The sequence below is a fragment of the Litchfieldella qijiaojingensis genome, assembly GCF_014651875.1.
GTDB lineage: Bacteria > Pseudomonadota > Gammaproteobacteria > Pseudomonadales > Halomonadaceae > Litchfieldella > Litchfieldella qijiaojingensis.
In genome coordinates, this window is sequence record NZ_BMXS01000002.1 from 260,269 (window position 1) to 275,796 (window position 15,528).

Genomic DNA, 15,528 nt, shown 5'->3' on the forward strand with positions numbered 1-15,528 from the left:
CATCTTCTTCAACAACCGGCTACGCCCAGGAGGACGCTATGGCGACGCTCGAACTCCAGCAACTCTATATCGGTGGCCGTCGTGTGGATGCCACCTCCGGTGAAACCTTCCAGGTCATCAATCCCACCGACGGCACCCTACTGGCCGAGGTCCAGCAAGCCTCGCAAGCCGATGTCGACCGCGCCGTGGCCTCGGCTCGTGAAGGCCAGAAGGTTTGGGCCGCCATGACCGGCATGGAGCGCTCGCGCATTCTCAATCGCGCGGTGAGCCTGCTTCGCGAGCGCAATGACGAGCTGGCAGAACTGGAAACCCTGAATACCGGCAAGCCGATCAGTGAAACCGCAGCGGTGGACATCGTCACCGGTGCCGATGCCATCGAATATTTCGCTGGTCTGGCTCCAGCCATCGAGGGCACGCAAATTCCGCTACGCGAGTCCTCCTTCGTCTATACCCGTCGCGAGCCATTGGGCGTGGTCGGCTCCATCGGCGCCTGGAACTACCCGATCCAGATCGCCTGCTGGAAGTCCGCACCGGCACTGGCCGCGGGCAATGCCGTAGTCTTCAAGCCCAGCGAGGTCACCCCTCTGACCACCATGAAGCTGGCAGGGATCTTCACCGAGGCCGGTTTGCCCGACGGAGTGTTCAACGTGGTGCACGGCGAGGGTCGCGTCGGGCAGATGCTCACCGCCCATGAAGGCCTCGACAAGATTAGTTTCACCGGCGAGGTGGGCACCGGCAAGAAGGTGATGTCGGCTGCCGCAGGCTCGACGCTGAAGGATGTGACCATGGAGCTCGGTGGCAAGTCACCGCTGATCGTGTTCGACGACGCCGAACTGGATCGCGCCGCCGACGCCGCGATGATGGCCAACTTCTACTCCAGTGGCCAGGTCTGCACCAACGGTACCCGAGTGTTCGTGCATCGTTCGGTCAAGGATGCCTTCGAAGCCAGGATCCAGGAGCGCGTGGCACGCATCAAGGCCGGCAACCCCCTGGATCCCGAGGTCAATTTCGGCCCCCTGGTGAGCTTCGAACATCAGCGCAAGGTGCTGTCCTATATCGAGCTCGGCAAGCAGGAAGGCGCCCGGGTCCTGGCCGGCGGCGAGCCGATGGCCGAAGGTGACTTCGCTCATGGCGCCTGGGCAGCCCCGACGGTATTCACCGACTGCACCGACGATATGCGCATCGTGCGCGAAGAGATATTCGGCCCAGTGATGTCGGTGCTGGTCTTCGACGACGAGGATGAAGTGATCGCTCGCGCCAACGATACCTACTATGGTCTGGCCGCCGGCGTCTTCACCGAGAGCCTGGCCCGCGCACACCGCACCATCCATCGTCTGGAAGCCGGCATCTGCTGGATCAACACCTGGGGCGAGTCGCCGGCGGAGATGCCGGTGGGCGGCTACAAGCAGTCCGGTGTGGGCCGCGAGAACGGCATCTCGACGCTCGACCATTACACCCAGATCAAGTCGATCCAGGTGGAAATGGGACCGTTCCAAGCGGTGTTCTAACGAGTTGCTCCCAACATACCGGGAGGCATGACGCGAAGACGCTATGAACCCATCCCTGGGCGCTCGGCATTTTCTTCCCTGAAAATGACGCTTCGCTTTCATGCCTCCCGGTACGGATATCCCCTCTCCGGCAGATTTCTTCAGGAGGCATCATGTCTCAGACCCATGAATACGACTACATCATCATCGGCGCCGGCTCGGCCGGCAACGTGCTGGCCACGCGCCTCACCGAAGACGCCGATGTCAGCGTGCTGCTGCTCGAAGCCGGCGGCCCGGACCATCGTTTCGATTTCCGCACCCAGATGCCCGCCGCGCTGGCCTATCCCCTACAGGGCAAGCGCTACAACTGGGCGTTCGAGACCGACCCGGAACCCCATATGGACAACCGCCGCATGGAGTGCGGCCGCGGCAAAGGACTGGGCGGATCTTCGCTGATCAACGGCATGTGCTACATCCGCGGCAATGCCTTGGACTACGACAACTGGGCCAAGGCATCCGGTCTCGAGGACTGGACCTACGCCGACTGCCTGCCCTATTTCAAGAAGGCTGAAACGCGTGACATCGGCCCCAACGACTATCATGGCGGTGATGGGCCGGTCAGCGTGACCACTCCCAAGCCCGGCAACAACCCCCTCTACCATGCCTTCATCGAGGCTGGGGTACAGGCCGGTTACCCAAAGACCGAAGACGTCAACGGTTACCAGCAGGAAGGCTTCGGTCCCATGGACCGCTTCGTCACGCCCAACGGGCGTCGCGCTTCCACCGCCCGGGGCTATCTGGATCAAGCCAGGCAGCGGCCCAACCTGACCATCGTCACCCGTGCCACCACCGATCGCATCCTGTTCGAAAACAAGCGTGCCGTGGGGGTGAGCTATCTGCACAAGCGCCAGCCGGTGGAAGCCCGCGCTCGCCGCGAGGTGCTGCTGTGTAGCGGTGCCATCGCCTCTCCACAGATCCTGCTGCGTTCGGGCATCGGCAACCCCGAACATCTCAAGGAGTTCGGCATTCCGGTAGTGCATGACTTGAAAGGCGTCGGCGAAAATCTCCAGGACCACTTGGAGATGTACATCCAGTACGAATGCAAGCAGCCGATCTCGCTGTATCCGGCGCTGAAGTGGTACAACCAGCCAAAGATCGGTGCCGAGTGGCTGTTCCTCGGTACCGGCATCGGCGCCAGTAACCAATTCGAGGCGGCCGGATTCATCCGTACCCGCGACGAGGAGGAGTGGCCCAATCTGCAGTACCACTTCCTGCCTATCGCCATCAGCTACAATGGCAAGAGTGCGGTGCAGGCTCATGGTTTCCAGGCCCACGTCGGTTCGATGCGCTCCGAAAGCCGCGGACGTATCCGCCTCACCTCGCTCGACCCGCGCCAAGCCCCCAGCATCCTGTTCAACTACATGTCCAAGGACAAGGACTGGCAGGAATTCCGTGATGCCATTCGCCTGACCCGCGAGATCATGCAGCAGCCCGCCATGGCCCCCTACCGTGGCCGCGAGATCTCCCCCGGCCCTGACGTGCAGTCCGACGCCGAGCTGGACGCCTTCGTACGTGCTCATGCCGAAACCGCCTACCACCCCTGCGGTAGCTGCAAGATGGGCTACGACGACATGGCGGTGGTCGACGGCGAGGGGCGCGTGCACGGCATGCACGGCCTCCGGGTGGTGGATGCCTCGCTGTTCCCGGTCATCCCTACCGGCAACCTCAACGCCCCGACCATCATGCTGGCCGAAAAGATCGCCGACAGGATTCGCGGCCGCGAACCGTTGCCGCGCTCGCAGGCCCCCTACTACGTCGCCAACGGTGCCCCAGCCCGCACTGCCCCCCAGGTCGGGTCCCAAGCGGGATAGCGATATCCGTGTCAGTACATCTCATGGGTGCATACCCACTTCACCCCACCCCCGGTGGGGTGTTTTTTATCCCATGCTTGTAAGCTCACTGGCGATGGATTCGCCCCCAACTCGACTGCCGAAAATGGCCAGTAACGCGTTGGTGCTTCAATGTAATCTTGAGAGCACCCAATCAGGAAAGGGGCATTCCATGCCGCTGGATTCCACGCTTCGCCTGTTGCTGCTCTCTGCGCTGTGGGGCGCGAGTTTTCTGTTCATGCGCATCGTTGCGCCGGAGTTGGGCGCCTTTTCCACTGCTTTTCTCCGGGTATTGCTGGGCGCCCTGGGTTTGATCGTGATTCTTGCGACCATACGGGTGCGTTGGAATTTTCAAGGAAAGGGGCTGACCGCGCTGCTGATCGGCATGATCAATTCCGGCATTCCTTTCGCCATGTTCTGCATCGCAGCGCAGTATTTGCCTGCAGGTTATTCAGCCATATTCAACGCCACCACGCCGCTGCTGGGTGTGATGATTGGCGCCGGCTTCTTTCATGAAGCGATGACGCGGGATCGGTTGATTGGCGTGTCACTGGGATTGATCGGCGTTGCGGTACTGGTACAGACCGGACCGGTCGCCATGGATCACCAGTTGCTGATTGGCGCCCTGGCCTGCTTGATCGCTGCCGGTTGCTATGGACTCGCGGGCTTTCTGGTGCGACGCTGGGTCACCCAGCGAGGGGGACTGGACTCACGCCTTCTGGCGGTAGGTTCACAGATAGGGGCGACGCTGCTGCTGACACCACTGATGCTACTCGAAGCGGGGTCCAGGCCAACGCTGGCAGCGTGGTGGAATGCCGATATCTGGTGGGCCATGCTGGCCTTGGGGCTAGCCTGCACCTCGCTGGCCTACCTGCTGTATTTCCGCTTGCTGCAGGATCTCGGACCGGTGAAGCCCTTGACGGTCACCATGCTGGTACCGCCTTTCGGGGTACTGTGGGGTGCCCTGTTTCTTGGCGAACAGGTAACGTCGGCCCATGTAAGCGGCGGGCTACTGATCGCACTCGCACTATGGGTCATCCTGTTCAAGGCTCCCCACCCACTCTTACGTTGATCTGCCCAGACCCTTTGCCGAAGCGACGATAAACCGCCTCTGGCCACTATCGGTCAAATGGACTAGGCTTGAACAATTCAAACGCTTGTTAGAATATCGTAGCACCCCTGCTCACTGATGGAGGTCTCGCATGCTCCAACTCGCTCTCGTTGCCCTGGCCGTGGCCGGTTTATTGATCGTGATGCGCCGTGAGGCCGGCGCTCCGGCCGCGCTCGGTGTTCTGATCGTGCTTGGTATCGCCGGCATACTGTTCGGCGCCCCCCTGCTTGGCCTCGTGCTGTTGGTCGGAGCAGCCGTGATCGCCGCCTGTGGCCTGCCAACCCTACGTCGCCGCTGGCTGTCGCCGAAGATCTTCGCAATGTTCCAGAAGGTTGCGCCGAAGGTCTCAGACACCGAGCGAGTGGCCCTGGAAGCCGGCACCGTTGGCTGGGATGGCGAACTGTTCACCGGCCGACCGGCATGGGACAAGCTGCTCGCCTATCGCGATGATGGCCTGACCGAGGAGGAGCGTGCCTTCGTCGACAGGCAATGCACGGTGGCCGCCGGCATGTGCAACGCCTGGGAGATCACCCGCGAGCGCGCCGACCTGCCGGCGGAGTTGTGGGATTACCTGAAGAAGGAAGGCTTCTTCGGCATGATCATCCCCAAGGAATATGGCGGCTTGGGCTTCTCGGCCAAGGCCCAGTCGGCGGTACTGCAGAAGCTTGCTGTCAACGAGACGCTGATGGTCACCGTAGGCGTGCCCAATTCGCTGGGGCCGGGCGAACTGCTACTCAAGTACGGCACCCAGCAGCAGAAGGACTATTACCTGCCACGGCTTGCTGACGGCCGCGAAATCCCCTGCTTCGGCCTCACCGGCCCACGGGCCGGCAGCGACGCCACCTCGCTGCCCGACACCGGTGTGGTCTGCAAACAGGTCGTCGACGGCGAGGAAGTCCTCGGCCTGCGCCTGAATTTCGAGAAACGCTGGATCACCTTGGCCCCCATCGCTACCGTGATCGGCCTGGCCTTCCGCATGTTCGACCCGGATCACCTGCTAGGTAAGGAAGAGGATCTCGGCATCACCTGCGCGCTGATTCGCCGCAATACCGAGGGACTGGAGATTGGCCGTCGCCACCACCCGATCGGCAGTCCATTCATGAACGGGCCGATCAAGGGCAAGGACGTGTTCGTCCCCCTGGATACCATCATCGGCGGCCCCGAGATGGCCGGCCAGGGCTGGCGCATGCTCGTCGAGTGCCTATCGGTGGGTCGCTGCATCACCCTGCCCTCCGGCGCCACCGGCACTTCCCGCTATGCACTTGGCTGGACCGGTGGTTTCGCCCGCATTCGTCGCCAATTCAACCTGCCGGTGGCGGAAATGGAAGGCGTCCAGGAACCATTGGCACGAATGGCTTCGCTCACCTACATTTCTCAAGCTGCGGTGATGCAGACCGCCAATCTGATCGATCACGGCGAAAAACCCGCGGTACCCTCGGCGATCCTCAAGAGCCAGCTCACCGAATTCCAGCGTAACGTGCTGGCCGATGCCATGGACATTCACGGTGGCAAGGCCGTGACCTTGGGACCGCGCAATTACATCGGCATCGGCTACAGCGCCAACCCAGTGGCGATCACCGTGGAAGGTGCCAATATCATGACCCGCAACCTGATGATCTTCGGCCAGGGGGCGATCCGCTGCCATCCCTACGTGCTGGAAGAACTGGCCGCCCAGGAAGCCAATGACCCACAGGCGTTCGACAAAGCCTTCTTCGCTCATGCTGGCTTGATCTTCGGCAACGCCGCCCGTGCCTTCACCCAACGGCTGGGATTGGGCAAGGCCGCCACCCCCTTCGACGAGGTCGCCGCGCCTTACGCCCAGGATGTCGCGCGGCTTGCGGCTGGCTTCGGGCTATGCGCCGATGCCGCCATGGCCAGCCTTGGCGCGGACCTCAAATCGCGCGAGATGCTCTCGGCGCGTCTTGGCGACGTACTCTCCAACCTCTACCTGACGTCAATGGTGCTGAAACACTGGCATGAATCGGACAAGGTCGAAGGTGAAGCGACGCTACTTCACTATAGTTGCCAGACGCTGCTGTACCGTGCCGAGCAAGCGCTGGTCGAACTGTTCGATAACCTACCCAACCGGGCGCTGGGCAAGTTGCTCTCGGTCGTGGTGATGCCGCTGGGGCGCCGCTGGCATAAACCCAAGGACGACCTGACTCGCGAGATCGCCCAGAGCGTCTCCCACCATACCAGCCTGCGCAGCAAGTTGATCGACTACACCTGGGACCAGCAGGACGGTCAGCGGGAAAACCCCTTGGCTCGCTACAATGCCCTGCTTGCGGACTACCCCAAGGCCGAGCCCATCTACCGCAAGGTCAACAAGGCTTATGCCAAGGGCGAGCTGCCGGTGGAAGCCCTGCACCCGGAACAGCGTGTCGAAGCGGCGCTGGAAGCCGGTATCCTCAGCGAGGAAGAGGCACACTTCATGCGCGAGTTCGAGGCCGAGGTCCTGGATATGCTCAGTGTCGACGACTTCGCCTTCGACGCCTTCGCCCAGCAGCAGGATAAGGTGGTCTGGCACAACGCCGCTTAGGGAAGGCTGAAAACGTTCCAAGCAGTTTGTGGGAACGCAATTCATTGCGCGATCCGGCCGCTAGGCTGGCTGAGATGGCATAACCATCGCGCCCACGGGTGCTCCTACACAAGGTGCATAGCCCAGCGCTTGCCTTTGGCACTGGGCTCTTGTAGGAGCCGCCGTGGCGGCGATCCGGCCGCCAGGCCGGCTGAGGTGGCATAACCATCGCGCCCACGGGCGCTCCTACACAAGGTGCGTTGCCCAGCGCTTGCCTTTGGCACTGGGGCTCTTGTAGGAGCCGCCGTGGCGGCGATCCGGCCGCCAGGCCGGCTGAGGTGGCATAACCCATAACCATCGCGCCCACGGGCGCTCCTACAGAAGGTGCGTTGGCACAACGCCGATTAAGGTCGAAGCATTAGGGAAACCCTACAAAGGCCAGACCACCAATATCATCGGAATCGCCACCACCAACACCAACAACGACATCGGCAGGCCGAGCTTCCAGTAGTCACCGAAACGGTAGCCGGCCGGCCCCATTACCAGGGTGTTGGACTGATGGCCGATAGGCGTCAAGAAGGCGCATGAAGCGCTTACCGCCACCACCATCAGGAATGGATCCAGCGAGAGGTCGAAGCCCCGGGCCAGACTGGCGGCGATGGGCGCCATCAGCAGCGCCGCGGCAGCGTTGTTGATCACATTGGACAACAGCATCGAGATCACGAACAGGCCTACCAGTGTGGCCACGGGAGGCCATTGTCCGCCGAAAGCCAGCAAGGACTCGGCGATCAGCGCCGCGCCACCGCTGGTCTCCAGCGCCTGGCCCACGGGTATCATCGCCCCCAATAGCACGATCACCGGCCCATCGACGGCTTGGTAGGCATCGCGCAGCGGCAGAATCCCTGCCATTAGCGATATCGCCGCAGCCGACGACAGGGCCACCGCAGCCGGCAACAGGTCCAGCAGCATGGCGAGGATCGCCGCGACGAAGATGCCCACCGACAGCAGCAGCATGCGCGGTTGCCCCAGGGTCAGGTTGCGACTGGCCAGCGGCAGGCAACCCAACGTGGCCAGACTCTCGCCCAGCTCCCCCTCGTCGCCCTGCAACAGCAACACATCGCCGGGTTGGAAGCGGATGTCGCGCAGCCGTTGCTTAAGGCGCTCCCCATCACGGGCCACCGCTACCAGATGCAGCCCGTGCTGGTTGAGCAAACGCAACTGGCCCACGGTGCGATTGACCATCATCGAGTCGTTGCGCACCACGGCCTCGACCAACTGCAATGACTCGGTGTCGACCTGGCGCGCATTCTCGCTGTCCTCCCGCTCGTCGGACGCCACTGCCTCGGCCGTCTCATCGCCATCCTCATGACTGCCCAGCGTCAATCCGGCCTTGTTCTCGAGCAGCTTCATCTGCTCGGGATCGGCTTCCACCAGCAGCACATCACCTTCGCCCAACACCCCCATGAAGGCATGGCCGGCATGGCGTCGTTCCTCGCGCATCACCGCCAGCACCGGGATCATCTCGCCGCACGCCTGATGCAGCTCGCGCAAGGTCCAGCCACGCGCCTTGGAGTCCTCGGTCACGCGCAGTTCGCTGAGATAATGGGCGGTGTCGAAGAGCTCCTCGGCCGAGGACTGCCCCTCGCGTCGCGGGGTCAGGCGCCAGCCCAGCAGGACGATGAACAGCAACCCCGCCAGGGCGACCGCCGCTCCGACCGGCGTGAAGGAGAACATGCCGAAGTTGTCCCCGGTCTGAGCGCCTCGGTAGCTGGCGATGATGATATTGGGCGGCGTGCCGATCAGCGTCATCAAGCCACCCAGTAGGGAGCCAAAGGCCAGTGGCATCAGCAGCAATGACGGAGGACTATCGTGCTCGCGCGCCATGCGAATCGCCACCGGCAACATCAGCGCCAACGCGCCGACATTGTTCATCACCGCCGAGAGCACCAACACGGTACCGGTCAGCACCAGCAATTGCAGCAACAGGCGGTCGCCTACCTTCAGCGCCTGCTCGGCGATCACGTCGACCACGCCCGAGCGCTCGAAGCCCTTGCTCAGCACCAGCACCGCCGCGACGGTGATCACAGCGGGATGCCCAAAGCCCAGAAAGGCCTCGCTCGTTGGTACCAACCCCAGCACGACACTGGCCAGCAGCGCCGTCAGCGCCACCAGATCGTAGCGAATCCGTCCCCAGACGAACGCCGCCAGGATCGCCCCCAGCACGATGAACACCAGCGTGGTATCCGACATTCGCCATCACCTCCCTGTGCCTCTCCGCCCCGCAGTCCAGCATACCGTGCCGGACGCTACGATGCTCACCGTCGGTTCACAATAAAATGCCCCGGCTGTCTCCAGCCGGGGCACCGTATGCAAGACGACATCACGATGACTTGTTCATCCGCTCCAGCATCCGGTTCACCGCCTCGAGATGCTCTGGCTCGTTATGGCACAAGCCCTGGAAGCAGGCACATAGATCGAGGAAATCCTTGAGCTCAATGCGTTGGCCCATCTTCATCAGCCGCTTGGTCAGGCGCGTGGCCTTGGGCGGCTGCGCGGCGATATGCCGGGCGAGTTCATGAACTCGCGGCATGAGCTCGTCATGCTCAGTCACGTCGAGTACGATGCCCAGGTCCTTGGCTTCCCGGGCATCGATCACACGGCCGCTCAAGGTCAGCTCAAAGGCCCGCTGGTAGCCGATCAGGCGCTGCAGGAACCAGGCCCCGCCGTCACCGGGGATGATTCCCAGGTTGAGGAAGGTCTCGCCGAACTTGGCCTTTTCCGATGCAATACGGATATCGGCCATGTTGGCCAGATCGAAGCCCGCGCCAATGGCTGGGCCATTGACCGCGGCGATCACCGGCACTTCCACCTCCTGCAACGCCAATGGAATCCGCTGGATTCCGCGCCGATAGCGCGCAGCGACTTCGGCCACATCACCGGCAAAATCGCCGCCGCGCTCGGCCATGTCCTTGACATTGCCACCGGCGGAAAAGGCCGATCCCGCACCGGTGATCACTAGCACCGACACCTCCTCGCACTGGTTGACCCATTCCGCCGTGGTCACGATTGCCTCGGTCAGGGCAGTACCGGTCAAGGCATTGCGCACGTCATGGCGATCCAGAGTCAGGGTCGCGACGCGGTTCTCGACCTCCAGCCGCGCATCTTTCACCTCGGGTACGATAAACGTCACTGCTCGACCTCCACATCAGCCTTGCCGGAATTCACGATAACCCGCGCGTCCACCACCGCATAGCCGTCCGAGTAGGCGATCACCGGATTCAAGTCCAACTCCCCGAGCTCGGGGTAGGCCTCCACCAGGCTCGAGATCTTGAGCAGCAGATCGACGAGGGCATCCTGATCGATCGCGGCTTCGCCGCGGACCCCTGAGAGGATCTTCCTGGCCTTGATCTGGGCCACCATCGAGCGGGCGTCATGGCGACTCAACGGAATGGCACGGAAGGCCACATCCTCCAGTACCTCGACGAAAATCCCGCCCAGACCGAACATCAGCACCGGGCCGAAGATCGGATCGCGGCTGACACCTACGATCACCTCCACACCCTTCCTGGCCATGGGAGTGACCAGTACGCCCTCGATCTCGGCATCCGGCACATGGGTGCGGCATGACTCCATGATCGCCGTATAGGCCTCGATCAGGGCCGGCTCGCCGCGCAAGTTGAGCTTGACGCCACCGGCATCGGACTTGTGCAGGATGTCTTTCGAGACCACCTTCATGGCTAGTGCCTGGTCGCCGAACTTGGCGGCGATCCCGGCCAGGTCGGCGGGGCTTCGCACCAGCGTTTCGGCCGGTACCTGGATGCCGTGGGTACGCAGCAGCGCCTTGGCCTCAGGCTCCAGCAGGTCGCGCTGCTGTAAGCGTGCCTGCTCGAACACCGCCTGAATCCCGGTATCCGGCGTCACCGCCGGGGGGATCTCATGGTCGGCACAGGCGCTCAGGTAGTGCCCGCGCTCGCCCAGTGCCGCCAATACCCGCACCGCATGCTCGATGGAGTAGTAGACCGGCAGCCCAGCCTCGTGAAGACGGCGCAGTGCCGGCGGCTTGATGGGCGTGTACAGGCTGTAGATCACCAGCGGCTTATCGGTACGCCGGCTGAGTTCGATCATCGACTCGGCACCGCGCATTTCGTCGCCGAGCAGTTCTTCGGCGAAGCGGATGCTATAGCCACCGAACATGCCAACCAGGAACACGCTGTCGACATTGTCGTCTTCGGTGAGGATCGCCATGCACTCGGCCAGCAACGAGGGCTTGGTGTCGCTGCTGCCAGCCACATCCACCGGGTTGGCCAGCGAGGCTTGCGGCAACAGGATCTCGGCGAGTCTCTCCCGAGTCGTGTCACTCAACTCAGCTAGCTCCAAGCCGGCCTCGGCCAGTCGGTCGGAAGCGATGGTCGCCTGACCGCCGCCGTCGGCGAGCACCGCCACCCGCTTGCCGCGTGCCTGCTGTAGTAGCCCCAGGCCCTCGGCAACCGGCAGGATCTCGTCGGAATACTGCACCACACTGACTCCCGCCTGGCGCAGCAGATCGACAGTCATGGCATAGCTACCGGCAAGCGCCCCGGTGTGCGAGCTGGCCGCCTTCTGCCCCATCTCGGTAGCGCCAGACTTGTAAACCACCACCGGCTTGACCGCGGTCACGTCTCGCGCCACCTCGAGAAAGCGGCGACCGTCGCGAAAGCCCTCGACATACAGCGTGGCGACGCGGGTGTGTTCGTCCTCGCCCAAGTAGCGCAGGTAGTCGTCGAAACCGATATCGGTCTGGTTGCCCGGCCCGACATAGGTACTGAAGCCCACCTGGCCATTGTGCTGGGCCTCGAGTGCCAGCGACAGCAGCATGTTGCCGGACTGCGAGACGATACCGATGTCACCGGGCTTGACCTTGTCCAGTGCCAGCAGATTGACCTTCTTGTGCAGGTTGAACATCCCCGAGGTATTGGGCCCCACAACCCGTACCCCGGCTTCGCGTGCCGCCATCAGCAGTTCCTGCTCCAGCCGCGCTCCATCGGGGCCGGTTTCGCCGAAGCCGCTGGCTAGGATCACCGCCCCCTTGACGCCCGCCTTGCCGCACTCGCGCAGCAACTCGGGGACGCTGGGTGCCGGCGTACAGATCAGCGCCAGATCCACCGGACCGGGCAGTTCGGCAAGCGAGGCATAGGCCTTGACGCCGAGGATCTGATCAGCCTTGGGGTTGATGGGATAGATGGCGCCTTGATAGCCATCCTTGACCAGCCCCACCATGGCCTTGTAGCCACGCTTGGTCGGATCCTGGGAGGCACCGACCACGGCGATGGCGTCGGGCGCAAGAAAGTCGTGCAGCGCGCTGCGCGCCGCGGAAGAAGTGACAATGCCCATGATCAGCAACCCTTGAAGCTTGGTGTACGTTTCTCGGCGAAGGCATCGACGCCTTCCTGCCAGTCCTCGGTGGTGGAACAGGTGAATACCGCATCCAGCTCCTGCTGCAACTGGGCGTCGAAATCAGTGCTGCTACCCAGGTTGACCAGCCGCTTCAACATGGCGATGGATACCGGTGCCTGTCTGGCCAACTCATTCGCCAGGCGATGGGCCCCGGTCATCAGGCTGTCGGCTTTCCAGCTCGCCGTGGCCAGCCCGATGCGAGCGGCTTCCTCGCCATCGATGCGACGACCGGTGTAAAGCAGTTGCCGCGCCATATTGAGGCCTACCAGTTGCGGCAGGATCTTGGAAACACCACCACCGATGCAGGTGCCGATGCTGGTTTCGGGAAAACCGATCCGGGCATCGTCGGCCATCAACAGGAAGTCGCAAGCCACCGCCATCTCGGCGCCGGCACCTAGGGCATAGCCGTTGACCGCCGCGATCACCGGCTTCTTGAGTCGATAGATGGCTTCGCAGACATCGTTGCCTAGCTGCAGGTATTGGCGACGCTGATACAAGCTGCGCGTGGCACTACCATGTTCCTTCATGTCGGCACCCACGCAGAAGGCGCGACCTTCGCCGGTCAGCACCACGGCGCGCACCTCGGGATCGCTATCGGCGGCGGCCAGCGCCACAAGCAACTCGCGGTAAAGGGGCTCCACCACGGCGTTCAAGCGATGGGGACGGTTGAAACGAATCTCGACGACCGGACCTTGTGTCTCGATCAGCAGGGTTTCGTTGGGCGAAGGATTCATGCTGCTCCTTGGCGGTTCACGCCTGGATAGGAAGTCCGATGAAGCGACACATTAGTTTCCTTGTTACAGACGCAACGAAACGAATGTGTTATCGGCTATCCTAGAGAAGCGCTCGAACGCATGTCAATACGATCGTGTCAAAATATCTATCAAATTGATTCATGTGTTTCATGAAAAGTGCGAATCATCGCGTACAATGCCAACTTCATCCGTTTCAGGACGCTGGCTATCGAGGGCAATGACATGCAACACCAACACTTGCCGGAAGGCACCTCAGCAAGCCTGGATGCCGTCAACCAGGCACTTGCCGAGTGCTACCCCGACCTCAGTCGGCAGCTCAAGCTGGCGGCGCGCTATGTGCTGGACAACCCCATGGAGATCGCTTTCCAATCGATTCGCAAGTCCGCCCACGCTGCCAATGTCACACCCTCGACTCTGATGCGCCTGGCCAAGCGGCTGGGCTTCGACAGCTACGAGCAGTTTCGTGAGGTTTTCCAGTCGGCGGTTCAGGCCGGCCCCATCGAGTTGTCCGGGCGTGCCAACAACCTGAAGGCGATAGCCAGAACCACCGACGACCAGGTCTTCCTGGATGTCGGCGATGCCGCCTACGACAATATCGGCCGGCTGTTCACCGCCGACATGCAGCCACGCGTCCGCGATGCCGCCCTACGGTTGCTGCAAGCCGGCAAGGTCGCTGTGATCGGTTTCCGCGATACCTTCGCCTGCGCCTATCACTTCGCCTACGTGGGGCGCATCGCCATGCCCAACATTCAGCTCATTCGTGGCCAAGAGGGCGGCATGCTCACCGAGTTGGCTCCCTTCGGTGAAGGCGACGTGGTGGTAGCTTTCGGTTTCGATCCCTATTGCGCGGAGACGGTGCGCGCCCTGGAGATCGCCCGCGGCAACGGCGCCGACGCCATCGTGATCACCGATACCCTGCGTTCCCCGTTAGTGCCGGGGGCGGCGGTGACCTTCAATATCGCCACTTCCACCCCCCACTTTTTCCCCTCCATCCTCTCGGCGATTACCCTGATCGAGGTGATTCTGGCCGAGTGTGTGGCCTACGGCCCGGAGGAACTGGTCGACAACGTCACTCGCTTCGAGTCGCGGATGCGGGCGTTGGGGGCGTATGTCGATCTGGAATAGCGAGAGGCTGCGAGCCACGGGCTTCGAGCCGCGAGCAGATTGTAGCTCGTAGCTCGTAGCTCGTATCAGGGAATCAGGATGGTCGAACCGGTGGTCTTGCGGGCGGCCACGGCTTCCTGGGCCTTGGCGGCCTCCGCGAGTGAATAGCGATTGGCGATATCGACCTTGATCTTGCCGCTCTCCAGCATGCCGAACAGGTCGTTGCACATCGTTTCGAGACGTTCACGCGTATCGGCATAGCCATTGAGGCTCGGGCGCGTCACATAGAGCGAGCCCTTCTGGTTGAGGATGCCAATATTGACATTCTCCACGGCCCCGGAGGCGTTGCCGAAGCTGACCATCAAGCCGCGCTTTTTGAGACAGTCCAGCGAAGTCTCCCAGGTGTCCTTGCCCACCGAGTCGTAGACCACATCGCACATTTCGCCATTGGTCAGTTCTCGCACCCGCTCGACCACGTTCTCCTTGGTGTAGTCGATGGTCGCCCAGGCACCGTTCTTCTCGGCCAGCTCCGCCTTTTCCTTCGAACTCACCGTACCGATCAGCTTGACGCCCAGTTCGCGCGCCCACTGGCAGGCAATCGAGCCCACCCCCCCGGCGGCGGCATGGAAGAGGATCGTTTCGCCACCCTTGAGCGGGTAGGTCTGGCGCAGCAGGTACTGTACGGTCAACCCCTTGAGCATGCACCCCGCCGCGGTCTCGAACTCGATGCCATCCGGCAGCGTCACCACCTTGCCGGCCGGCAGCGTGTGGTATTCGGCATAGGCACCGAGCGGCCCTTGAGCATAGGCCACGCGATCGCCCTGTTTGAGGTGCGTCACACCCTCGCCCACGGCATCCACGAACCCCGCGCCTTCCGTGCCCAGACCGGAAGGCAAAGACGACACCGGGTACAAGCCGGTCCGGAAATAGATATCGATGAAATTCAGACCCACCGCTTGATTGCGAACTCGAACCTCGCCGGCGCCTGGCGCCTGGGACTCGACGTCGACATACTCGAGCACCTCAGGGCCGCCGGTACGGGAAAACTGGATACGCTTGGCCATCGGGATATTCCTTATTCAGCTAACGAACTCAGCTCACCATACAAGCGCTGCTGACAGGATAGGTCAAGCCAATTGTTTCTCCGAGCGAAGGCATTTCTGTTTCCCAAGTCCCGGAATCGGCCAATGGATCAATATCGTCCAAGACATAGCGACGCCATCGCCGACCG

General features: G+C 62.4%; 10 protein-coding genes. 5 read left to right on the forward strand and 5 right to left on the reverse strand.

From position 1 onward, the window contains the following. Positions 1-38: 38 nt before the first annotated feature. From betB to IE093_RS03645, 4 genes are all read left to right on the forward strand, one after another. Complete coding sequence (gene betB / locus IE093_RS03630; protein ID WP_189466291.1) at positions 39-1,508, forward strand: betaine-aldehyde dehydrogenase; 1,470 nt, start codon at positions 39-41, stop codon at positions 1,506-1,508. Positions 1,509-1,660: 152 nt separating this feature from the next. Beyond that, positions 1,661-3,358, forward strand: coding sequence for a choline dehydrogenase (betA, locus tag IE093_RS03635; protein WP_189466292.1), 1,698 nt, complete (start codon positions 1,661-1,663; stop codon positions 3,356-3,358). Positions 3,359-3,548: 190 nt separating this feature from the next. Beyond that, a complete protein-coding gene (locus IE093_RS03640) occupies positions 3,549-4,448 on the forward strand; it encodes a DMT family transporter (RefSeq protein ID WP_189466294.1) in 900 nt (299 codons plus the stop codon). Between the two features lie 130 nt (positions 4,449-4,578). Further along, complete coding sequence (locus tag IE093_RS03645) at positions 4,579-7,026, forward strand: acyl-CoA dehydrogenase (RefSeq protein WP_189466296.1); 2,448 nt, start codon at positions 4,579-4,581, stop codon at positions 7,024-7,026. A gap of 408 nt (positions 7,027-7,434) precedes the next feature. Here the strand turns inward: IE093_RS03645 and IE093_RS03650 are convergent, their stop codons facing one another. The 4 genes from IE093_RS03650 to IE093_RS03665 form a co-directional block, all read right to left on the reverse strand. Beyond that, positions 7,435-9,255 carry an SLC13 family permease gene (locus IE093_RS03650; RefSeq protein ID WP_189466298.1) on the reverse strand — a complete coding sequence of 607 codons (1,821 nt, stop codon included), beginning with the start codon at positions 9,253-9,255 and terminating at the stop codon, positions 7,435-7,437. 130 nt (positions 9,256-9,385) lie between these two features. After that, the gene (locus tag IE093_RS03655) at positions 9,386-10,195 is read right to left on the reverse strand and encodes an enoyl-CoA hydratase-related protein (RefSeq protein WP_189466300.1); all 810 of its coding nucleotides are present in this window, start codon (positions 10,193-10,195) and stop codon (positions 9,386-9,388) included. Next, positions 10,192-12,375, reverse strand: coding sequence for an acetate--CoA ligase family protein (locus tag IE093_RS03660; RefSeq protein ID WP_189466302.1), 2,184 nt, complete (start codon positions 12,373-12,375; stop codon positions 10,192-10,194). The genes IE093_RS03655 and IE093_RS03660 overlap by 4 nt, the downstream gene beginning before the upstream one ends. 2 nt (positions 12,376-12,377) lie before the next feature. After that, positions 12,378-13,172, reverse strand: a complete 795-nt coding sequence (locus tag IE093_RS03665; RefSeq protein ID WP_189466304.1) for an enoyl-CoA hydratase/isomerase family protein — start codon at positions 13,170-13,172, stop codon at positions 12,378-12,380. A gap of 243 nt (positions 13,173-13,415) precedes the next feature. On the opposite strand from IE093_RS03665, the gene IE093_RS03670 reads away from it, so the two are divergent. Further along, positions 13,416-14,318, forward strand: coding sequence for a MurR/RpiR family transcriptional regulator (locus tag IE093_RS03670; protein ID WP_189466306.1), 903 nt, complete (start codon positions 13,416-13,418; stop codon positions 14,316-14,318). 65 nt (positions 14,319-14,383) lie between these two features. Here the strand turns inward: IE093_RS03670 and IE093_RS03675 are convergent, their stop codons facing one another. After that, positions 14,384-15,361 (reverse strand): NADPH:quinone reductase, encoded by a 978-nt coding sequence (locus IE093_RS03675; RefSeq protein ID WP_189466308.1) that lies wholly within the window; start codon positions 15,359-15,361, stop codon positions 14,384-14,386. Positions 15,362-15,528: the final 167 nt, after the last annotated feature.